Source organism: Actinomadura oligospora ATCC 43269 (assembly GCF_000518265.1).
Lineage (GTDB): Bacteria > Actinomycetota > Actinomycetes > Streptosporangiales > Streptosporangiaceae > Spirillospora > Spirillospora oligospora.
Map to the genome: position 1 here is coordinate 247,373 of NZ_JADG01000007.1, position 20,923 is coordinate 268,295.

Consider the following 20,923-nt stretch of genomic DNA (forward strand, 5'->3'; position numbering starts at 1 on the left):
ACACCGCGCCCGACCATGGGGCGCGCCGCGCCGTCACCGTCTTCCCAGTCCTGGTGCTGCTGGCCGGAGCGCTCGGGCTGCTCATGCCGGACACCCTGCGCGGCGGGAAGGAGGCGGTGCCGTACCTGCTGGGCGTCGTGATGTTCTGCATGGGCCTGACCATGACCGGACAGGACTTCCGGGGCGTCGTGCGGCGGCCGTGGGCGGTCGGGCTGGGGCTGGTCGCGCACTATGTGATCATGCCGGGCCTGGGATGGCTGATCGCGAACGCGCTCGGGCTGTCGCCGCAGCTGGCGGCCGGGCTGATCCTGGTCGGCTGCGCGCCGAGCGGGACGGCGTCCAACGTCGTGGCGTACCTGGCGCGCGGCGACGTGGCGCTCGCGGTGTCGATCGGCACCGTGTCCACGCTGCTGCTCGGCTACCTCGCCGGACGCGCCGGACGGCTCGGCGAGCGCGGCAGCCGCGCCCTGACGTTCGAGGTCGGGATGCAGAACTCCGGGCTCGCCGCGGCGCTGGCGACCGCGCACTTCAGCCCGCTCGCGGCGCTCCCGGCGGCGATCTTCTCGGTGTGGCACAACGTCACCGGGGCGCTCGTCGCGGCCTGGTTCTCCCGCCGTCCCGCCGGGGACTGACCGGATTTCCGGGGATCCGGACCGTTTCCCGGATTCGCGGGCACGAAGGGTGCGGGGAGCGTCACGATGAGTTCATGGACACTCGGGAACGGGACGGCCGGCGGTGAACGTCGGGGCGTTCCCGCTGATGCGCGGCTTCGACACCATCAACGTCAGCACGGAGCTGGAGCCGATGGCGGCGATGCGGGACGCGGACCTCGGGGAACGGATCCGCGCCTTCCCCAAGATGCTGCCCGGCGGGTCGCCGGACTTCGGCAGCGCCGAGCAGCACGGCGACGGCTGGCGGGTGCTGTGCACCGGCGCGAGCGATCCGTGCTCGGCGCGCGTCGACCTGGCCGCGACGCTGCGCAAGTCCGCCGGGGCCGTGGAGGGGCCGGTGGCGCGCGGGGTGCGGCGGGAACGGGACGCCTCGACCGTCCGGGCGATGCTCGCGGCGGCCGACCGGCTCGATCCGGAGGACGGCGAGCAGCTGCCGAAGGACGAGTGGGAGATCGGCGAGCGCCGCTACCGGGTCATCCGGATCGAGAAGTTCGTCCTGATCAACTCGGACGGGATGGAGCCGCCGAGGTCCAGCGACGCCGAGCCGCCGGACGAGCCGTCGCTGCTGCGCGGGCACCCGATCGACCCGGGCGCGGCGGCCGGGTTCTGGGAGGCGCAGCTGCGGCTCAACCTGGCCGGGTTCGGGCCGATCCCGGGGACGGCGCCGGAGCAGGTGGAGGCGGAGGCGCGGCACGCCTGCCTGACGCATCCGGGCATCGTGATGCTGCCGCCGACGTTCTCGGTCGTCGAGGTCACGCCCGCGGGCGGCTGGCAGCCGCTGACCGGCGGGCACGGCCCGGCGAGCGCGAAGGAGCGGCTGAGCGGGCACTTCTCGCAGCTGCTGCCGATGCTGCGCGAGTTCCAGGGCGACCCGCCGTCCGAGGAGGAGCTCGCGGACTGGACGTCCGCCGCGGCGCGGATCGACGCGGAGCCCGGCCCGGAGTGGAACGTCACGATCTGCGGTGAGCCACGGCGGTTCCGGATCGTCCGGATCGGCCGGATGATCCGCGTCGGCCGGGACGGCCCGGAGCCGCCACGGCCGTCCGACCAGGAGCGCTACGGCTGAACCCCCACCACCCGGTCGGACGGGTGACCGACCGGGTGGGCCTGGGTCACCAGAGGTCGGTGAGGTTCACGGCTCCGGCCATGGCGTGGGCGCCGTCGTCGTTGAGGTGCATGCCGTCGCCCGAGTCCAGGTCGGGGCGGATGTAGCCGGGGGCGTCCGGGTCCTCGACGGCGCGGGCCGAGTCGAAGACGGCGTCGAACACGTCCGTCGTGCGGATCCACTCGTTGACCTCGCGGCGGATCTCCAGCCCCTCGGGCGAGCTGACGCCCTCGTAGATCGCGCCGCCGAACGGCCCGATCGTCCCGGCGAGGACGCGCAGCCCGGCGGCGTGGATGCGGACGGCGAGCTCGGTGTACGCGGCGATCAGGTCCTCGGCCGTGGGCATCGGCAGGCCGTACAGGCCGGGAAGGCCGAGGTCGTTGATGCCGAAGTGGAGCAGGACGTGCGTCACGCCCGGCACCGACAGGGCGTCGCGTTCCAGCCGGGACAGCGCGTGCTCACCGGTCCCGTCGGCGAGCAGGCGGTTGCCCGAGATGCCCTGGTTGACGACCCAGCCGCGGTCGAGGCGTTCGTTCAGCACATCCACCGAGCGGCGGTCGGCGCCGACCGTCGTGCCCGTCCCCTCGAACCAGGAGTCGCCGAACGCGACCGCGACCGGCGTCCCCTCCGGCGCGAGGACGTCCACGCCGGTTACGAAGACGCGCGTCTCCAGGGTCTCCGGCGCGTCCAGCTCGACGGCGGCGGTCTGGTTCCCGGACGCGGTGTACGCGCGCTCCATCGGCATGTGCGCGTGGGTCGCGAGGCCGGTGTCGTCCGGGAGGTAGAGGCTCAGCGACAGCAGGTTGCCCGCCTCGACGGCCAGCGGCACCTCGTCGCTCACGATGTCGCCGCCGGGCGGGATCACGGCCTCGGCCCGGCCGTCGAACCGCAGCTCACGGTCGGTCTCCGGGACGATCGCGTCGGTCTTCGCCTGGAGCGCGACGCGGGCCGCGCCGATCCGCAGCGGTTCCCGCCCGAACCGGTTGGTCAGCCGGACCCGGATCCGCTCGCCGCCGCCCGCCAGCAGCAGCGGCTCCCGGACGGTCTGGTCCGCGAACCCGCGCGCCTCGACGAACCTGAACTGCTCGTGGGGGCTGATCACGGCGGAACGGAAGCCCGCCACCCACTGCTGCGACATGTGTGCCTCGTCTCGTTCATCCCATGAGTCGATCTTGGAAACCCGGGACGACCGGCAGTGATTCCCGGTTGGCCGAGGTCGGTCGCGAACTCGTCCGGAAAACGCGGACGTTCCATGACGTCCCGCGTTATCGCCGCGTCGCGGGGTCCGGCGGCAGGCTCGTGGTCGTCAGCGGAACAGCAACTCGCAGGAGCGCGACATGACCGCCGTCTCGGCACCGGAATCGGCCCCCGCCCGGGTGGCCGCCGTCCCCGGGTGGGGGACCCTGCTGGTCCTGCTCACCGGGGTCTTCATCACCACCCTCGACTTCTTCATCGTCAACGTGGCGATCCCCGCGACCCAGCGGGACCTGCACGCGACCCCGTCGCAGATCCAGTTCGTCGTCGCCGGGTTCGGCGTCGCGCTCGCCGCCGGGCTGATCACCGCGGGCCGCCTCGGCGACCTCTACGGACGGCGCCGGATGTTCGCCGTCGGCCTCGCGGCCTTCACCCTCGCCTCGGCCGCCTGCGCGGAGGCGTCGTCGGCCGGGATGCTGATCGCCGCGCGGGTCGCGCAGGGCGTCGGCGCGGCGATCCTCATGCCGCAGGTGCTCGGCATCATCAACACCGTCTACACCGCCCCGGCGGCGCGGGCGAAGGCGTTCAACGCCTACGGGGTCGCGATGGGCTTCGGTGGGGTGTTCGGGCAGCTCATCGGCGGTGTGCTCATCAAGGCCGACGTGCTCGGCATGGGCTGGCGCGCGATCTTCTGGATCAACGTCCCGGTCGGCGCGGCGGCGCTCGCGCTGGTCCCGCGGCTCGTCCCGGAGTCCCGCGCGAAGGGCGCGGCCCGGCTCGACCTGGCCGGCGCCGTCCTCGCCTCGCTCGGTCTCGTCGCCATCGTGATCCCGCTCGTCCAGGGCCGTGAGCAGGGCTGGCCGATGTGGACCTGGGAGTGCCTCGGCGCCGCGGTCGTCCTGCTCGCCGCGTTCGCCCTGCACCAGCGCCGCGCCGCGACCCCGCTGGTCTCCCCGACCCTGTTCCGCCACCGCTCGTTCCCGGTGGGGGCGGCAGTCTCGATGATCCACTCCATGACCATGGGCGCGTTCTTCCTGATCCTGGCCCTCTACCTGCAGCTCGGACGCGGGCTGTCGCCGCTGGAGTCCGGCCTGATCTTCCTCCCGCTCGGTCTCGGCTACTTCGTCTCCTCGGCTCGGGCCGCCGCCGTCGCCGAGCGGCTCGGACGGCAGGCCGTCGCGGTCGGCGCGCTCGCCATGGCCGTCGGCTACGGGGTCCTCGCGATCACCTCGGCCGACCTCGGGCAGGACGGCGCGGTCGGGTGGATCATCCCCGGCCTGGTGGTCGCGGGCGCCGGGATGGGCCTGGTCATGGCGCCGCTGCCCGCCCTGGTGCTGAGCGGCGTGGACGCCGAGCACGCGGGCGCCGCGTCCGGTGTGCTGAGCACCGCGCAGCAGGCGGGCGGCGCGATCGGCGTCGCGCTCGTCGGGGTCGTCTTCTACGGCGTCCACGGCGGCGTCCCGCACGCCTTCACCGCCGGGCTGGTCTTCCTCCTCGTCCTGGACGTCCTGGTCGCGGCCCTGGTCCAGGCACTCCCCAAGGCCCGGTGACCCCGGCCGAACAGCGAGAGGGCCCCGCCGGTTCTTCGGCGGGGCCTTCGAGGAGCTGTACGCCTTCGTCCTCCGCGGCCCCGGCGCCCCCGCCGACAACCACCGTCAGTTGAGGCGGTCGTCCAGGCGGGCGTCGTACGTCCCGAGGACGTATCCGGCCAGCACGTACACGCTGACCAGGGCGATCAGTTCCAGCACCTCGGGCCGCTCCAGGTGGACGGTCAGCAGGTCCCGGGTCGGCTCGGACAGGGCGGCGTCGTGGTGAAGCTCGTCCACGGCGCGCAGCAGGACGGCCTCCGACCAGGACCAGTCGGGGTGCTCCGGGCCGCACCGCACGGCGGCGACCTCGTCGAGGGTGAGCCCGGCGTCGAGCCCGAGCCGGACGTGCCGCTCCCATGCGCCGGACGTCTCGGTGAGGTAGGAGATCCGCAGGATCGCGAGTTCGCGTTCGCGCACGGGCAGCTCCCCCTGCCCCGCCCGCAGGAGCAGGGGCACCAGATCCTCGACGTGCAGCTCGCTCATGTCCGCTCCCCGTTCGACGGCCATCATTCGCCCCTCGCGAAGATGTACTCGAGTACAATTGTGTACTCCAGTACAACTTTGGATGCAAGTACCCTTTCCGAGGTGACCGTGACGAATGCGGAGGGACGGCGCGAACGCCGCAGGCGCGAGACACGCGAACGACTGCTGAAGGCGGCGCTGGAGCTGTTCGGCTCGCAGGGCTACTCCGCGACCACCTACGACCACATCGCCGCGCGCGCGGACGTCAGCCGCCAGACCGCGTTCAACCACTTCCCCCGCAAGGAGGACTTCGTCCGGGGCTGGGTCGAGCTGCGCCACCGCCGCCTGACCGAACTCGCCCTCGCCGCGGACGCCGACGCGCCGCTGTTCGAGCTGGTGGCCTCGCTGCTGCGCGTCCTCGCGTCCTTCAACGGAGCCGAGGGCGACTACGCCCTCACCAAGGACTTCTACGACAGCGGCATCCTGCACGCCGTCTTCACCGACGGCGCGACCGTGCCCGTCTCCTTCAAGACCGCCTTCGAACGCGCCGCGGCGAGGGGCGAGCTTCGTCCCGGCGTCCCGCCCGAGGTGGCCGCCGAACTGCTCTACGACTCCTACCTCGGCACGCTGGGCCGCTGGCTGGCGGGCGGCGCCGCCTTCCCGCTGACCGAGACCCTGGAGAACCGCCTGGCCGTCCTGCTGGGGGGTCTCACCCCCGGCGACACACCACGCTGACCCGCGTGGTCACAGGTCGGGGTCGTCGCCGATGACCTTGCCGGGGTTGAACAGGCCGAGCGGGTCGAGCGCGTCCTTGACGGCCTTCTGCATGGCCCGGACGCCGAGCGGCAGCTCACGCTGCATCCCGCGCCGCTTCAGCAGGCCGACGCCGTGCTCGCCGGTGACCGTGCCGCCGAGGTCGATCGCGGCGGTGAGCAGGTCCTCGAAGGCTGCCTGCGCGGCCTCGCGCGCGGCGTCGTCACCGGGCGGGGTGATGAGCAGCGGATGCAGGTTGCCGTCGCCCGCGTGCGCGATCGTCGCGATCCGGACGCCGTGCCTGCGGCCGATCTCCCCCGTGCGCGCGAGCATCTCCGGGACGCGCGAACGCGGCACGCACACGTCCTCGGTCAGCACCGGGCCGAGCCGCTCCAGCGCCGGGTAGGCGAGTTTGCGCGCCTGGAACAGCGCCTCCGCCTCGACCGGGTCGGTGGACTGCTCGGCCCACACCGCGCCCGCGTCCCGGAAGGCCGCCGCGACCGACGCCGCGTCCTGGTCCCCGGACGCGCCGGGCGTGTCGACGCTGGCCAGCAGCAGCGCCTCGGCGGACGCCCCGATCCCCAGGTGCTTCCACTGCTCGACCGCCTCCAGGCAGAACCGGTCGAGCAGCTCCAGCGCGGCCGGGACGAGCCCCCGCGCGGTGACCGCCGCGACGGCGCGTCCGGCGGTCACCAGGTCGTCGAACGCGCCCACGACCGTGCGCGGCGCGTCCCGCCGGGCCGGACGCAGCCGCAGCGTCACCTCGGTGATCACGCCGAGCGTGCCCTCCGCCCCGGCGAACAGGCCGGTCAAGTCGTATCCGGCGACGCCCTTGGTCGTCCGGCGGCCGAGCGGGAGCCGGGCGCCGTACGCGCCGCCAGGACCGCCGACGACGGCCTCCATCCCGAGCACGTAGTTGCGGGTCACGCCGTACTTCAGGCAGCACAGGCCGCCCGCGTTGGTCGACACGTTCCCGCCGATGGTCGACCACGGCGAGCTCGCCGGATCCGGCGGGTACCAGAGCCCGTGCGCGGCGACGGCCGCCTTCAGGTCGTCGTTCACCACACCCGGCTGGACGACCGCGACCATGTTCTCGACGTCGATCTCGACGATCGCGTCCATCTTCGACAGGTCGAGCACCAGGCACCCGTCCACGGCGTTCGCCCCGCCCGACAGCCCGGTGCCCGCGCCCCGGGGCACCACCGGTATGCCCAGCTCAGCGCATGCCGCGACCGCCCGCGAGACCTCGTCGGCGTCCGTCGCGCGCAACGCGGCGGCCGGTGTCCCGGCCGGGGCCCACTCCGCCTCGTCCCGCCCGAGCCCTTTCAGCACGTCAACGTCGGTGACCAGGACGCTGCCGGGCAACGCCCTTCCCAGCCGTTCAGCCGACACGGTGTCCCCCGCTCTCACTCACGTCGTCGTTCCGCGGGCGGCGAGCGGCGAGGCCGTCCAGCAGGACGTCGAGGGCGAACGCGAAGCGCCGTTCGCTCTCCCGCTCGGCGTCGACACCGCCCGAGGCGGCCATCCGCTCGGCGAGCAGCGGATGGCCGCTGACCGCCTCACGCAGGTGGTCGCCGACCGTCTCGGCCCAGTCCGTCCCCGCGTCCTGGAGGGCGTCCCGCCAGGCGAGCTCGGCGACGACCGCGCCCACGACGTGGTCGTTCACCACGGCCAGCGCCGCGTCCAGCTCGTCGCCCGCGAACCCCGCCCGCGACATGGCCCGCAGCCCGGCCTCGGCCAGCGCGAACGCGTTGGGCCCCAGATTCGGCCGGACGGTCAGCTCGGACAGCACCCACCGGTGCCGGAGCAGCATCGCGCGATGGCTCCGCGCCAGCCCGGCGGCCGCGCGCCGCCAGCCGGTCTCGTCCGGGTCGGCCGCGACCTCGCCGAGGACGTGGTCCAGGGCCAGTTCGAGCAGCTCGTCCTTGGTGCGGACGTACCAGTACAGCGACCCGGCGGTGACGCCGAGCGCGTCCGCGACGCGGCGCATCGACAGCTCGCGGTGCCCGCCCGCGTCGAGCAGCGCGACGGCGACGGCGACGATCCGGTCGCGGTCGAGCCGCCGGTCGCGCGGCGGACGGTCCGGCCGCAGCCACACCGAGTCGAAGGACGGCACGCGTCCACGCTACCGGCCCCGGGGGTTGACGGCCGTGACCTGGCGACCTATACAGAGTTCAAGGGTATTGAACGGTGTTTAAGGAGGTCAGTTCATGTTTCGCGCGAACGGAGAGCTGCGGGGCGCGGTGCACGCGACCGTCCTGGGCCCGCCGGACGGCCCGCGCGCGGTCCTCGTCCACGGATCCCTGAGCTGGGGCGACGACCCGGTCTCGGGGTTCGCGGCGCAGCGTCCGCTGGCGGACCGGTTCCGGCTCGTCCTGATGGACCGCCGCGGGCACGGCGGAAGCCCGGACGCCGGGCCCGCGTTCCGCAGCGACCACCTCGCCGACGCCGACGACATCGCCGAACTCCTCGAGGACGGTGCGCACCTGGTCGGCCACTCCTACGGCGCGGTCGGCGCGATGGTCGCGGCGGCGCGCCGCCCCGAGGCCGTCCGGTCGCTGACGCTGATCGAACCGGGCTGCTACCAGGCCGCCGCGGACGATCCCCAGGTCGCGGACGCGCTGCGCGCCAACCGCGAGGCGTACGCGAGCCTCCCCGAGCTGACCCCGGAGCAGTGGCTGCGCGCCGCGACCGACTCGGTCGGCCTGCCTCCCATGGAACCGACCGGGACCCGGCTCCGCGCGGCGGCGAGCGCGCTGAGCGAGCGCGTGTGCTGGGAGGCCGGGATCCCGGTCGCCGCCCTGAGCGTCGCGCCGTTTCCCAAGCTCGTCGTCTCCGGGGCATGGGAGAACGCGCCCGACCTGTATCGCAAGGGCGGCAGCGGGCCGCTCCTCGCGTGCGCGCGCGTCACGGCCGAACGCATCGGCGCGCGGCACATGTCGATTCCGGGCGCCGCGCACTATCCGCACGTTGACGCCCCGGACGCCCTGAACACCGTCCTCGCCACGTTCTGGGACGCGGCCCCCGCCCACTGACTACGGTTGCCGGGTGGATCAGCGAGCGGTGGTGCGTGAACTCACCCGGACGGCATCTCCCCCGCTGGTTCCGGAGGTGCGGCTGCGGCTCGCCGAAGAACCCTTCACGACCTGGGCCGCCACCCGCGCCGAGGACCCGCCGTTCTGGGCCTTCGCCTGGGCGGGCGGGCAGGCGCTCGCCCGGTTCGTCCTCGACCGTCCGGACGTCGTGGCCGGACGCCACGTCGCCGACATCGCCAGCGGCTCCGGCCTCGTCGCGATCGCCGCCTGCCTCGCGGGCGCGCGCCGCGTCACCGCCTACGACGTGGACCCGCTGTCCCTGACCGCCATCGGCGAGAACGCCGGCCTGAACGGCGTCGCGCTGGAGGCCGTCCGTTCCGACGTGACGACCACCCCGCCGGACGACGCGGACGTCGTCCTCGCCGGAGACGTCTGTTACGACCCCGACATGGCCCCACCCATGCTCGCCGTCCTCCGGACGTGCGCCGCGCGCGGCGCGAAGGTCCTGGTCGGCGACCCGCGACGCGCCTACCTGCCGCGCGACCTCAAGGCCGAGGCCGAATACGACGTCCCGAACACCGGCAACCTCGAAGAACGCGACACGACCCGTGCCGCCGTCTTCCACCTACAAGCCGACGCGTGAGCCGGTGCGGCCCAGGGTCGCGAGTTCGTCGGCGCGCTCGTTGCCCGGGTCGCCCGCGTGGCCCTTCACCCAGAACCACTCGACCTCGTGCCGCCGGACGGCCTCGTCCAGCCGCCGCCACAGGTCGGCGTTCTTGACGGGCTTGCGCGCGGCGGTCTGCCAGCCGTTGCGCTTCCAGGAGTTCATCCACTGCGTGATGCCCTGCCGGACGTACTGGCTGTCGGTGTGGAGGTGCACGAGGGACGGACGCCGCAGGTGCTCGAGGGCCTCGATCGCCGCGGTCAGTTCCATCCGGTTGTTGGTGGTGTCGGCCTCGCCGCCGTGCAGTTCCTTCACGTGCGGGCCGTAGCGGAGCACCACGCCCCAGCCGCCCGCGCCCGGGTTCGGGCTGCACCCGCCGTCGGTGTGGATGATCACGGGTTCGGACAACGCGGCTCCAGCGGACGATCGATCGACGCGACGCCACCCTACCGTCCGCCCGGCGGACGTCCCCGCCCCGCCACCATTAGGATCTGCGGAGACCATCTACGCGGAGCCGATGTGGAGGGCGACATGGACCCCGGCGACAGCCCCGGCTACCTGCTGTGGCGCGCGACGCTGCGCTGGCAGCGGCAGATCACGGCGACGCTGGCCCCGTTCGACCTCACCCACGTCCAGTTCGTGCTGCTCGCGAGCCTGTGGTGGCTGGACCGGGAGGGCGTCAGCCCGAACCAGCTCGCCCTCGCGCAGCACGCCGACACCGACGTGAAGATGACCTCCCAGGTCGTCCGGCGGCTGGAGGGCAAGGGCCTGCTCGTCCGCGAGACCGACGCCGCCGACACCCGCGCCAAGCGCCTGCGCATCACCGGTCAGGGCCGCATCCTGGCCGAAGGCGCGATCGCCGCCGTCGAAGCCGCCGACACCGCGTTCTTCGCCGCCGCCCCCGACCGGGACGCCCTGCTCGCCACCCTTCGTCCCCTCGCCGGACGCCGCGACTGAGACCCGGGCGTCGCGCAGTAGGGCAGGTGGCTTTGAGACACGCCCTAGGTCAGGGCGGGGTTGGCCGCGCTTCCCTCGGTGCTGAGGAGGACGACCGTGCCCTGTTCGGGCAGGCGCGGGAGCGCGGCGCGCAGCCCCGCGAGCGACGCCGCGCCGCAGGGGCCCGCGTCGACGCCGAGGTCCGCCAGGTCGCGGACGGCTCGCGCGGCCTCGTCGTCCGAGACCGCGACGGCGGCGTCCACCCCGGCGCGCAGGAGCGGCCAGGCGGTCTCGGACGGCGTGGTGCAGTTGAGGCCCGCCATGATCGTCCGTCCGGGCGGGGTGCTGGTGCGGCGGCCCGCGCGGAGCGAGGCGAGCAGGCTCGCGGCGGCGTCCGGCTCGACCGACAGCAGCGCCGGACGCGCCCCCGGACCGCTCCGGTAGTGCGTCACGGCCGCCTGCGCGAGCGACCCGACGCCCACCGGGACCGCGACGAGCCCCGGCGGCCCGCCGAGCCGCTCGTCGATCTCGGTGAACAGCGTCGTGTACCCCTCGCAGATCCAGCGCGGCACGTCGGTGTAGCCGGGCAGGCCCATGTCCTGCACGAGCAGCCCGCCGGACGCGGCGGCGCGCCGCACGGCCTCGTCGTACGGGACGTCCAGCGCCGTCACCTCCGCGCCCTCGCCCTCGATCGCCGCGCACGCCGACGGGTGCACGCCCCCGGCGACGAACACTCGCGCGGGCACCCCGTACGTCCGCGCCATGCGCGCGACCGCACGACCGTGGTTGCCGTCCGTCGCGGTGACGAGCCGGACCGGGCCGCGCTCGGCGACCGTCGCCCGGACGGCGTCCGGCGTCGCGTCCGCGGGAAGCCCGTAGTGGCCGGTCAGCGCGCGGTGCACGCCCCACGACGCACCGAGGATCTTGAACGCGGGCAGCCCGAGCCGGGACGACTCGTCCTTCACCAGCAGCCGTCCGACGCCGAGTTCGGCGGCCAGGGCGGGCAGCTCGACCAGCGGTGTCGGCGCGTATCCGGGCAGCGCGGCGTGGAAGGCGGCGACCTCGCGGGCGGGCGGTGCGCACGTCCAGGAACGCGCCGCCGGGTCGGCGTACCAGTCGGTCGAGGTCATGGCGTGAGGCGCGGGCGGCTGCATGGGAACGACGATCCCGCACGACCGATTCCCCGGTCCAGCACACTCTCGCTCGCGTGCCGGATGGCGGCCATAGTCGACTCACCTGACGGACATGAGGGTCGGCTCCACTGGCGAATGGGGGTTTTCACCGATGCGGCGGAGCCCGCATGGCCGTCACAGTCGATAGCAGGGAAAGACCACGACCGAGAGGAGTCAGAATGCGCCGCTCCCCCTTCGCCGACCGTCCGGAACGCAGGGTCGCGCCCCGCACCCTCTCCGAGCTGATGTCCACCGACCCGTCCGCCGACGCCCCCTCCGACGACAGGACGGTCTCCGCGAACCGGGGGACACGTCGCAGAGCACGCGCACCGCGCACCCTTCGCAACACCACGTGATCACGGAGCGGCCGGGCGAACTATGCTGACCCGGTGCGCGCTGAACGGGATCCGAAGGCCGAGGGCGCCCGCGGCCCGGAGAACGGCCCGGAACCCCGCCAGGACCGGGACCAGGGCCGGGAGTACCGCATCGGCGAACTCGCCGACGCCGCGGGCCTGCCCGTCCGGACGCTCCGCTACTACCAGGAGCGCAAGCTCCTGCCTCCGCCGCGCCGCACCGGGCGGATCGGCCTGTACTCCGAGGAGCACCTCGCCCGGCTGCGCATGATCGGCGGCCTGCTGGAACGCGGCCACACCCTGGAGGGCATCCGGGAGCTGCTGTCGGCGTGGGAGCAGGGCCGCGACATCCACAGCGTCCTCGGCGTCGAGCGGGCCGTCACCGATCCGTGGTCGCGCGAGATCCCGGTGACGATGAGCTACGACGAGCTCGCCGCGCTGTTCCCCGGGCAGGTCACCCGCGAGCGGCTGCGCGCTGTCGCCGAGGCGGGGCTGCTCGAGGTGGACGGCGACCGGATCACGCACTGGAGCCGCCGCCATCTCGAGGCGTCGGTCGCGTTCGTCCGCGCGGGCGTGCCGCTGGAGGAGGTGCTCGCCGCCGGGATGGAACTGCGCCGCAGGCTGGACGAGCTGGCGGCCCTGTTCGTCCGGCTGACCTCGCAGTACGTCGTCGCGGGCCCCGCCGGGAAGGACCCGGGCGACCTCGCCGAGACCCTCGCCCGGCTGCGTCCGGGCGCGCAGGTCACCGTCGAGGCCGGGTTCGCCGCCGCGATGGACCGCCAGGTCCGCGCCGAGATCGACCGCGTCCTGGGCGGGCTCGCCGCGCCCACGGACTGAACACCCGGCCCGTCATATCCCGCCCGTCGTATCCCGCCCATCACCTCGCTCGATGCGAACCCGAACCGATCACTGCGAACCCGCATCGAACATCCTGTTCCACCGATATCAAACCTTTACCGCCGGACCGGCTCAAGGAGTGACGGATCATCTCTAGCGTGACAGGCGTGACACGACGCGTCCCGCGTGCGCTCACCGCCGCACTCCTCACCACCGCAGCGATCACGTCCACCGCCGGAGCCGCCCAGGCCGCTCCCGCGCGGGGCGTCCCTTCGACCCTCGCGGCCGACGTCTCGGCGTCCGCCGCGATCTGCACCTCCTCGGTCTCGCCGACGACCGCCAAGCGGGTCGGCTCCGCGATCGCCGCCGCCCTGCGCGGACGGTCCGGATCCGAGTCCGTCGCCGTCTACGACCTCAAGCGGAAGCTCTGGTGCGGCGTCGGGTCCGGCACCCACTACGACTCCGCGAGCACCGTCAAGGCGACCGTCCTCGGCGCGCTGCTGCGCAAGGTCCTGGACGAGAGGCGCAAGATGACCTCGTCCGAGCTGTCGCTCGCCAAGAGCATGATCACCAAGTCGGACAACGCGGCCACGACCAAGCTCTGGAACCACGTCGGCCGCACCCGCATGCAGCGTTTCCTCGGCCAGGCGGGCATGACGCACACCAGGCTCGGGTCCGGCGGCTACTGGGGTCTCACCCAGATCACCGCCCGGGACGAGATCGTCCTGCTGCGCAAGTTCACCGAACCGAACAAGCTGCTCACCGACAAGGCCCGCAACTACGGCCTCGGGCTGATGCACCAGGTCGTCCCGTCGCAGCGCTGGGGCACGCCCGCGGGCACCCCGTCCGGGATCACCTGGCACGTCAAGAACGGCTGGCTTCCGCGCCACAACAAGTACTGGCGCGTGCACAGCCTCGGCGCGTTCACCGGCAGCGGCCAGTCGTACACGATCGTCGTGCTGACGCGTGACACCCCGTCCATGGCGTACGGCGTCTCGACCATCGAGCGGGTCGCGCGGGCCGTGCACCACGGGCTGAACCCGGGCATGAGGAGCATGTCCACCGAGTCCGTGCCGAACATCCCGTGGGAGCGGTCGGACGGATCGGTCCCGCCGAACGTCTGATCCCCGATACTGGGGGAATGGTCGACGAGGAGCGCTGGAAGGCGCGGTTCCGTGCCGCGCGGGTGAGTCTTCCCAGGTGGGCGCGTGACGCGCCGCATCGGAGCACGTACCGGTCGAACGCGACCGGTACGTGGGAGATCTACGTCTGGGACCGGGAGACCGGTGAGCGGCGTCAGGTCACCGACCGGACGAACGGCACGTGGATGGGCGACGTCGACCCGTCCGGCCGGTGGGTGTGGTGGTTCGACGACACCGACGGCGACGAGTTCGGCGTGTGGAAGCGCAGCCCGTTCGACGGTGAGGGGGACGCCGAGGTCGCCGTCCCCGGGCTGGACGCGTCGTACCCGTCCGGGCTGGCGCTCGGCAGCCGCGGCACGGTGCTGGTCGGACGGTCCGGAGAGCGCGGCAGCACGGTCCACAGGTACCGTGACGGCGTCCTCGGCGCACTGTACGAGCACGCCGAGGACGCGCACGTCGGAGCCCTGTCCCGGGACGAGTCGCTCACCGCGATCGGGCACAGCGAGCACGGCGACAGCCGCCACATGGCGATCCGCGTCGTCCGCACCGAGGACGGCTCGACCGTCGGCGAGCTGTGGGACGGCCCCGGCAAGGGCGTGTACACGGTCGGGTTCGCGCCGGTCCCGGGCGACACGCGGCTGCTGGTCAACCACGAGCGCCGCGGTCGCGACGAGATCCTCATCTGGGACCCCGTCGTCGGCGAGCAGCGCGAGATCACCTTCGACCTGCCCGGCGAGATCGACGCCGTCTGGTTCCCGGACGGGACGGCCCTGCTGGTCACGCACTCGCACGAGGCCCGCGACGAGCTGTACCGGTACGACCTGTCGTCCCGGGGGCTGACCCCGATCGACACGCCGCGCGGGTCGATCGGCGCCGCCGCGGCCCGTCCGGACGGCACGGTCGAGTTCGCCTGGTCGTCGGCGGCCGAGCCGCAGGTGATCCGGTCGACGTCGGGCGAGGTCGTGCTGACGCCCGAGGGCCCGGCCGCGCCGCCGTCGGTGCCGGTCGAGGACGCGTGGGTGGACGGTCCCGGTGGCCGGATCCACGCGCTGGTCAGCCGTCCGGCGGAGGGCGAGGGCCCGTTCCCGACCGTGTTCGACGTCCATGGCGGGCCGACCGCGCAGGACGACGACTCGTTCGTCCCGACCGTCGCCGCGTGGGTCGACCACGGGTTCGCGGTCGTCAGGGTCAACTACCGGGGCTCCACCGGTTACGGCTCGGCCTGGCGGGACGCCATCGAGGGGCGCGTCGGGCTCACCGAGCTGGAGGACGTCAAGGCCGTCCGCGACTGGGCCGTCGCGTCCGGGCTCGCCGACCCGGAGCGCCTCGTCCTGACCGGCGGGTCGTGGGGCGGTTTCCTCACCCTGCTCGGCATCGGGACGCAGCCGGACGACTGGTCGGTGGCGGTCGCGGCCGTCCCGGTCGCCGACTACGTCGCCGCGTACGAGGACGAGATGGAGGCGCTCCAGTCGTTCGACCGGTCGCTGTTCGGCGGCTCGCCCGACGAGGTTCCGGACAGGTACCGCGAGTCCTCCCCGATCACCTACGTCGAGCGGGTGCGCGCGCCGGTGCTCGTCCTGGCCGGGGAGAACGACCCGCGCTGCCCGATCCGGCAGATCGACAACTACCTCGGAAGGCTCGCCGAACTCGACCGTCCGCACGAGGTGTACCGGTACGACGCCGGGCACGGCTCGCTGGTCGTCGAGGAGCGGATCAAGCAGATGGAAACGGAGATCGGCTTCGCCCTGAAGAATCTCTAACACATCACTCGCGGCCCGCCCGGCCCGCGCCGAAAACCCCACAGGAACCGGCGTTTTCGGCATACCGGACACCATGCTCCGGCACCCGGCCCGGGCGGGCCGACCTGTGCGCGCGCAACGATCTTGTTTGGCGGACGGGCGGCCCGGGAATCGTTCCGCCCGAATGCCGCACGACGCCCGAAGCGCCGTCCCCCCGGCGGTCACCAGCAAGCCGGGAGGACCTGGTGAGAAAGCGGATCATCCGCGGGCTGGCCACGGCCGCCCTGCCGATCGCGGCGGTGGCCGCGCCCGTGTCGTCATGGCCGCAGCAGCCGCCCTTGGCGCCCCGCGCGATGGCGTCGGACGGCAGGACGAACCCGCGAAAACCCCACGCCGCCGCCCGCACCTGGGCCCGCGCCTGGACCCGTTCCCAGGAGCACGGCCGGGCTCGCGACTCGGCACGGTCCTGGAGGCGGGGGTCAGCGCGCGACTCGGCGCAAAGGCCGGAGGGGCGGCAGACGTCGGCCCCGTTCGCCCTGGGTGACCTGCCCAAACGCCTGTCGGACCTCACGGTCCGCATGGCGCGCGCCGTGCGCGGGATCCGGCTCACGCAGTCGACGGCCGAATCGATGCTGTTCGCCCACCACATCCGCTGGCGGTCCAGCGGGAACTGCAGCGACCGCGAGAACCCGTCCTGCACGTCCTTCCAGGGGCTGCTGCACGGCTCCCTGGACGACCTGTTCGCCTTCGGGCGGCTCAGCGGCTGCCCGCTCACGGTCTCCGGAGGCACCGAGCGCGGCCACGCGCGGGGACGGCTCAGCCACGGCACCGGCCACAAGATCGACGTGATGCCGAACGCGTGCCTGGACCGCTTCATCCCAGGCCATTTCCGGCACATCGGGCTGCGCGGGGACAACGCGGAGCTCTACCGCTCCGGCGACGGCGACGTCTTCGCCCGCGAGGCGAGCCACTGGGACATCCTCATGCCGTGACGCCGACCTCCCCGACGCCAGGGGCCCGTCAGGCGCGGACGTCGCGGATAATCCCGACCAGGTCGCGGGTCACGGACTTGAATCCGGGCAGCCGGGACATCGAGACCATCTTGTTCACCAGCGGGACCGTCCGGTCCACGAGCAGGTAGGTCTTGCGGCAGCCGTCGGAGGAGTCGTGCACCCAATAGAGGACGACGCCCATCGAGTACAGCCACAGCAGCTCGGGCAGCTCGGCGCGGAAGTCGTCGTCGATCTTCAGGTTCGAGCCGTCCACCACCTCGCGGTACAGCGCGACGGCGGCGTGCCGGGCGGACCCGGACTCGGAGCTGAACGGGTTGAGCGGGCTGTCGGGCTCGGCGGCGAACTTGAAGAACTTCCCGGCGAACTCGTGGTACGGGACCATCGTGTCCACGCGGGCGCGTAGAACGCCGCGCAGCCGGGAGGCGAAGTCGCGCTCGCGGGCGAGGACGGCACGGCAGGCCTCCTCGTGCTCGTCCTGCAGCTGGTCGTAGTACGCCTGGAGCAGCTCTTCCTTGGAGCCGAAGTAGTAGTAGGCGTTCCCGACCGCGACCCCCGCCTCCTTGGCGATGGCGCGCATGGTCGTCGCCTCGTATCCGCGCTCCCGGAAGAGGCGGAGCGCGGTCTGGACGATCTGTGTCCGCGTCTCGGACCTGACGGCTCTGGTCTCGGTCACGTCCATCACCCTAAAGGCCAGCGGAGGAACCTGACCGTTCCCCGAAGGGCGAATTTGGGGGCCGGGGCGTGGCGGTGCCCACCCCGGCCCCGCCGGATTCCCGTCCATGACCGACAACCGCGACTCACGCGTGGGCGGGGACACCGGCCGCCGCCGGGTACTCCCTGAGCTCGATGGACGTCGCGGCCTTCGTGGTCAGCTTGTCCAGCAGCCGCAGCAGCGGACCGGCGGTGAGCACCTTGTAGATCCGGGTGCGGCGGCGCAGGCTGCGCGCGGTCTTCGGCGCGAAGAACGGCCCGACGCCCCCGGCGACCTGCTGGCACGCCTTGGTGAGCTTCCGGATCGCCGCCTCGTAGGCGGGGAACGCGGCCCGGTGGTCGCCGCCCGCCGCGGCCAGCTCGCCCGCGAGAACATAGGCGCAGACGACCGCGAGCCCGGTGCCCATGCCGCCGCAGGTCGCGCCGTATCCGGCGTCCCCGAGCAGCGCGATCCGGCCCTTCGTCCAGGACTTCATCCGGACGATGCCGACCGAGTCGTGGTAGAAGTACGGCGCGCTCCGCAGGTCGGCGAGGACCTCGTCCGCGCGCCAGCCCATCCCGGCGAACCGCTCCGCGACCAGCCGCTTCTGCCCCTCGTGGTCGTGCCGGTCGACGTTCGCGCCCTCACCCGCGGCGTACACGCACATCACGTTCGCGGACGTCCCGCCGTCCAGCGGGTAGACCGACAGGCCGCGTCCGGGCTCGCTGTAGAGAAGGGCGTCGCGCTCGAGCCGCAGCCGGTTCGGCGCGTTGAAGATCGCCACGTTGTACCCGGAGTCCTGGACGAACTGTGCCTCGTCGCCGAAGGTCAGCCGCCGGACGTTGGAGTGCAGGCCGTCCGCGCCGACGACCAGGTCGAACCACTCGGGCGCGCTCCGCTCGAAGGTCGCGTACACGCCGTCCGCGGTCTCCTGGAGGGACGTGATCGAGTCGTCGAACACGTACCGGGCGGCATCCTTCGTCCGGTCGTACAGGATCCGGGCCAGGTCGCCGCGCTGGATCTCGACCTGCCCGCCGGTGAACGACTCGGGCAGCGTGACCAGGTCGTCGCCACGCCCGTCGATCAGGTGCAGCGGCCCGTTCCCGGTCTGGTGCGCCCGGATCTCGTCCAGGATCCCCATCCTCGTCAGGACGTCCATGTGGACGTGGCCGCGGAAGTCGACCGCCTGCCCGCCGGGGCGGATGCCGGGCGCCCGCTCCACCACGGTCACCTCGTGCCCGTACCGGGCCAGCCAGAAGGCGAGGGACGGACCGGCGATGCTCGCACCCGAGATCAGAACCTTCATGACGTGCTCCCTGTGTCGTCGTTCCTTGCGATGACACAGAGACTCGCCGGACGCGCTGACCGTCCGCGCACCACCGGCTGACAGCGCGAAGGGCCGTCCGGTCAGCCGGACGGCCCTTCGCGTTTCACCTGGTCAGCGGCCGGTGCCACCGTAGACGACGGCCTCGACCTGCTCGGTGTCGAGGTCGAACGCGCGGTGCGCCTCGGCGACGGCGGTGTCCACGTCGTCCTGCGCGACCACGACCGAGATCCGGATCTCCGAGGTGGAGATCATCTCGATGTTGACGCCCGCGTCGGCGATCGCGCCGAAGAACTTGGCGGTGACGCCCGGGTGCGAGCGCATGCCCGCGCCGATCAGCGAGACCTTGCCGATCCGGTCGTCGAACCGCAGCGACTCGAAGCCGATCCGGTCCTTCAGCTTGTTCAGCGAGGTCAGGGCGGCCTGCCCGTCGGTCACCGGCAGCGTGAACGAGATGTCGGTGCGCCCGGTGGACGCCGCGGACACGTTCTGCACGATCATGTCGATGTTGATCTCGGCCTCGGACAGCGCCGAGAAGATCGAGGCGGCCTCGCCGACCTTGTCCGGCACCCCCACCACGGTGATCTTGGCCTCGCTCCGGTCGTGCGCGACGCCGGAGATGATCGCCTGCTCCATCTCGTGCCCTTCGATCTCGCTGCTGTCGACGACCCAGGTCCCCACCTTCGTGGAGAAGGAGGACCGGACGTGGATCGGCATGTTGTAACGGCGCGCGTACTCCACGCAGCGCAGGTGCAGGATCTTGGCCCCGGACGCGGCCATCTCCAGCATCTCCTCGTAGGAGATGCGCGGGATGCGCTGCGCCGCCGGGACGATCCGCGGGTCGGCGGTGAACACGCCGTCCACGTCGGTGTAGATCTCGCAGACGTCGGCGTCGAGCGCCGCGGCGAGCGCGACGGCCGTCGTGTCCGAGCCGCCGCGGCCGAGCGTGGTGATGTCCTTGGTGCCCTGGGACACGCCCTGGAACCCGGCGACGATGCAGATCGAGCCCTCGGCCAGGGCGGTCTGGATCCGGCCCGGCGTGACGTCGATGATCTTCGCCCTGCCGTGCGAGCCGTCGGTGATCACGCCGGCCTGGGAGCCGGTGAACGAGCGGGCCTCGTGGCCCAGGTTGGAGATCGCCATGGCGAGCAGCGCCATCGAGATGCGCTCGCCGGCGGTGAGCAGCATGTCCAGCTCGCGCCCGGGGGGCAGCGGGGACACCTGCTTCGCCTTGTCGATCAGGTCGTCGGTCGTGTCACCCATCGCGGACACCACGACGACGACGTCGTTGCCCGCCTTCCGGGTCGCCACGATCCGCTGGGCCACCGCCTTGATGCGCTCGGCATCGGCGACGGAGGAGCCACCGTACTTCTGCACGACAAGGGCCACGGGCAGCGCTCCTCGGGTTCGGGGTCAGGGGCTTGCCGACGAGAGTCTACCGAGGCCGGGGGGTGTCATTACGACCAGGTAACCGTCAGCATGAGACGAAGCGTCCACAATACGAGACACCGGTCACTCGGACGGCCGCCGCCAGACGATGCTGTAGCGCCACAGGAGGTGCCTCCGGTACTCGGATCCGGGCAGCGTCGCGGCGGCCAGATCCCGCATCTCCCGGTAGGTGACCGGCGGCGGCCACACGGTCGGGGACGGATGCTCCCAGTACCCCTTCCGCGCCCGGTGCGCGTACCCGGCCACCACGGCGGCCAGGCCGAGCGGCAGGTCCCGGGGCATCTCCTCCCGGGCGAGACCGACCACGGCCAGCACCCCTCCCGGACGGACCAGCTCCCGCATCCGGGCCAGCCCGGCGGCGGCGTCCACGTGGTGCAGGGTCGCCACGGACGCGACGACGTCGAACGACGCGGCCTCGAAGGGATGATCAAGAAAGTCCCCGACGACGTAGTCGATGCCAGGCGACTGCCCGCGGGCCCGCTCGATGCCGGACTCGTCAAGATCGATGCCCGTGACCTCCGGGATCGTCCGGTGGAGAGCGCGGGCCAGCATCCCCTCGCCACAACCCACGTCAAGCGCCGTCCGCGCCCCCTCGGGCACTGCCCCGAGGATGCGCGGGTGGTAGTGGATGTTGTGGTTCCACCGCTCATCGCCCCTCACGTGCCCGCCTCCCGCACCGTCCCGCCGCTGCCGCCCCCGAGGCTGCCACACCCAGAGTCGATCTTCACGAACCACCACTCGCCGAGCCGCCAAGGCCCCACGCTGTCAGACCCGTCACACCCCCCGAAGCCGTC

The 20,923-nt window shown here is 72.8% G+C and carries 22 protein-coding genes; 12 read left to right on the forward strand and 10 right to left on the reverse strand.

Annotated elements, in window-relative coordinates; translation table 11 throughout:
- Positions 1-50 precede the first annotated feature (50 nt).
- The gene (locus P696_RS0110450) at positions 51-632 is read left to right on the forward strand and encodes a bile acid:sodium symporter family protein (RefSeq protein ID WP_026412301.1); all 582 of its coding nucleotides are present in this window, start codon (positions 51-53) and stop codon (positions 630-632) included.
- A 103-nt stretch (positions 633-735) separates the two neighbouring features.
- Positions 736-1,737 (forward strand): DUF5954 family protein, encoded by a 1,002-nt coding sequence (locus P696_RS0110455; protein WP_026412302.1) that lies wholly within the window; start codon positions 736-738, stop codon positions 1,735-1,737.
- 46 nt (positions 1,738-1,783) lie between these two features.
- Here P696_RS0110455 and P696_RS0110460 read toward each other — a convergent pair whose 3' ends face one another.
- On the reverse strand, positions 1,784-2,914 hold the full coding sequence (locus P696_RS0110460) for a GDSL-type esterase/lipase family protein (RefSeq protein WP_026412303.1): 1,131 nt from the start codon (positions 2,912-2,914) through the stop codon (positions 1,784-1,786).
- A gap of 199 nt (positions 2,915-3,113) precedes the next feature.
- Here P696_RS0110460 and P696_RS0110465 point away from each other — a divergent pair, with 199 nt between their 5' ends.
- Positions 3,114-4,520 carry an MFS transporter gene (locus P696_RS0110465; RefSeq protein ID WP_026412304.1) on the forward strand — a complete coding sequence of 469 codons (1,407 nt, stop codon included), beginning with the start codon at positions 3,114-3,116 and terminating at the stop codon, positions 4,518-4,520.
- Positions 4,521-4,625: 105 nt separating this feature from the next.
- Here P696_RS0110465 and P696_RS44585 read toward each other — a convergent pair whose 3' ends face one another.
- Positions 4,626-5,042, reverse strand: coding sequence for a carboxymuconolactone decarboxylase family protein (locus tag P696_RS44585; protein WP_170026396.1), 417 nt, complete (start codon positions 5,040-5,042; stop codon positions 4,626-4,628).
- Positions 5,043-5,144: 102 nt separating this feature from the next.
- On the opposite strand from P696_RS44585, the gene P696_RS52245 reads away from it, so the two are divergent.
- Positions 5,145-5,756 (forward strand): TetR/AcrR family transcriptional regulator, encoded by a 612-nt coding sequence (locus P696_RS52245; RefSeq protein ID WP_170026398.1) that lies wholly within the window; start codon positions 5,145-5,147, stop codon positions 5,754-5,756.
- 9 nt (positions 5,757-5,765) lie between these two features.
- Here the strand turns inward: P696_RS52245 and P696_RS0110480 are convergent, their stop codons facing one another.
- Both P696_RS0110480 and P696_RS44595 read right to left on the reverse strand, forming a co-directional pair.
- The gene (locus tag P696_RS0110480; RefSeq protein WP_245627598.1) at positions 5,766-7,139 is read right to left on the reverse strand and encodes an FAD-binding oxidoreductase; all 1,374 of its coding nucleotides are present in this window, start codon (positions 7,137-7,139) and stop codon (positions 5,766-5,768) included.
- 16 nt (positions 7,140-7,155) lie between these two features.
- Positions 7,156-7,890 (reverse strand): TetR/AcrR family transcriptional regulator, encoded by a 735-nt coding sequence (locus tag P696_RS44595; RefSeq protein WP_051467279.1) that lies wholly within the window; start codon positions 7,888-7,890, stop codon positions 7,156-7,158.
- Positions 7,891-7,984: 94 nt separating this feature from the next.
- Here P696_RS44595 and P696_RS0110490 point away from each other — a divergent pair, with 94 nt between their 5' ends.
- Both P696_RS0110490 and P696_RS0110495 read left to right on the forward strand, forming a co-directional pair.
- Positions 7,985-8,809, forward strand: a complete 825-nt coding sequence (locus P696_RS0110490; protein ID WP_026412306.1) for an alpha/beta fold hydrolase — start codon at positions 7,985-7,987, stop codon at positions 8,807-8,809.
- Positions 8,810-8,822: 13 nt separating this feature from the next.
- Positions 8,823-9,452: a class I SAM-dependent methyltransferase gene (locus P696_RS0110495; RefSeq protein ID WP_051467281.1), complete on the forward strand. Its 630-nt coding sequence runs from the start codon at positions 8,823-8,825 to the stop codon at positions 9,450-9,452.
- Here P696_RS0110495 and rnhA read toward each other — a convergent pair.
- A complete protein-coding gene (gene rnhA, locus P696_RS0110500; RefSeq protein WP_026412308.1) occupies positions 9,435-9,881 on the reverse strand; it encodes a ribonuclease HI in 447 nt (148 codons plus the stop codon). The two genes, P696_RS0110495 and rnhA, sit on opposite strands and share 18 nt — an antisense overlap.
- A 123-nt stretch (positions 9,882-10,004) precedes the next feature.
- Here rnhA and P696_RS0110505 point away from each other — a divergent pair, with 123 nt between their 5' ends.
- Positions 10,005-10,430, forward strand: coding sequence for a MarR family winged helix-turn-helix transcriptional regulator (locus P696_RS0110505; RefSeq protein ID WP_026412309.1), 426 nt, complete (start codon positions 10,005-10,007; stop codon positions 10,428-10,430).
- A gap of 44 nt (positions 10,431-10,474) precedes the next feature.
- On the opposite strand, the gene P696_RS0110510 is transcribed toward P696_RS0110505, so the two are convergent.
- On the reverse strand, positions 10,475-11,539 hold the full coding sequence (locus P696_RS0110510) for a pyridoxal-phosphate dependent enzyme (RefSeq protein WP_211245688.1): 1,065 nt from the start codon (positions 11,537-11,539) through the stop codon (positions 10,475-10,477).
- A 221-nt stretch (positions 11,540-11,760) separates the two neighbouring features.
- Between P696_RS0110510 and P696_RS55760 the strand changes: the two genes are divergently transcribed.
- The 5 genes from P696_RS55760 (at position 11,761) to P696_RS54175 (ending at position 16,644) form a co-directional block, all read left to right on the forward strand.
- Positions 11,761-11,937, forward strand: a complete 177-nt coding sequence (locus P696_RS55760; protein WP_157429612.1) for a hypothetical protein — start codon at positions 11,761-11,763, stop codon at positions 11,935-11,937.
- 33 nt (positions 11,938-11,970) lie between these two features.
- Positions 11,971-12,771, forward strand: a complete 801-nt coding sequence (locus P696_RS0110520; protein ID WP_084337207.1) for a MerR family transcriptional regulator — start codon at positions 11,971-11,973, stop codon at positions 12,769-12,771.
- Between the two features lie 167 nt (positions 12,772-12,938).
- Positions 12,939-13,895 (forward strand): serine hydrolase, encoded by a 957-nt coding sequence (locus tag P696_RS44600; protein WP_084337209.1) that lies wholly within the window; start codon positions 12,939-12,941, stop codon positions 13,893-13,895.
- Between the two features lie 17 nt (positions 13,896-13,912).
- On the forward strand, positions 13,913-15,673 hold the full coding sequence (locus P696_RS0110530; protein ID WP_026412312.1) for a S9 family peptidase: 1,761 nt from the start codon (positions 13,913-13,915) through the stop codon (positions 15,671-15,673).
- 224 nt (positions 15,674-15,897) lie between these two features.
- Entirely contained in the window at positions 15,898-16,644 is a 747-nt protein-coding gene (locus P696_RS54175) for a hypothetical protein (RefSeq protein WP_051467283.1), read from the forward strand.
- A 28-nt stretch (positions 16,645-16,672) separates the two neighbouring features.
- Here the strand turns inward: P696_RS54175 and P696_RS0110540 are convergent, their stop codons facing one another.
- From P696_RS0110540 to P696_RS0110555, 4 genes are all read right to left on the reverse strand, one after another.
- Complete coding sequence (locus P696_RS0110540; RefSeq protein WP_034484113.1) at positions 16,673-17,344, reverse strand: TetR/AcrR family transcriptional regulator; 672 nt, start codon at positions 17,342-17,344, stop codon at positions 16,673-16,675.
- Positions 17,345-17,462: 118 nt separating this feature from the next.
- The gene (locus P696_RS0110545; protein WP_084337211.1) at positions 17,463-18,662 is read right to left on the reverse strand and encodes an FAD-dependent monooxygenase; all 1,200 of its coding nucleotides are present in this window, start codon (positions 18,660-18,662) and stop codon (positions 17,463-17,465) included.
- 132 nt (positions 18,663-18,794) lie between these two features.
- Complete coding sequence (locus tag P696_RS0110550; protein ID WP_026412315.1) at positions 18,795-20,069, reverse strand: aspartate kinase; 1,275 nt, start codon at positions 20,067-20,069, stop codon at positions 18,795-18,797.
- 123 nt (positions 20,070-20,192) lie between these two features.
- A complete protein-coding gene (locus P696_RS0110555; protein WP_026412316.1) occupies positions 20,193-20,789 on the reverse strand; it encodes a class I SAM-dependent methyltransferase in 597 nt (198 codons plus the stop codon).
- Positions 20,790-20,923 lie beyond the last annotated feature (134 nt).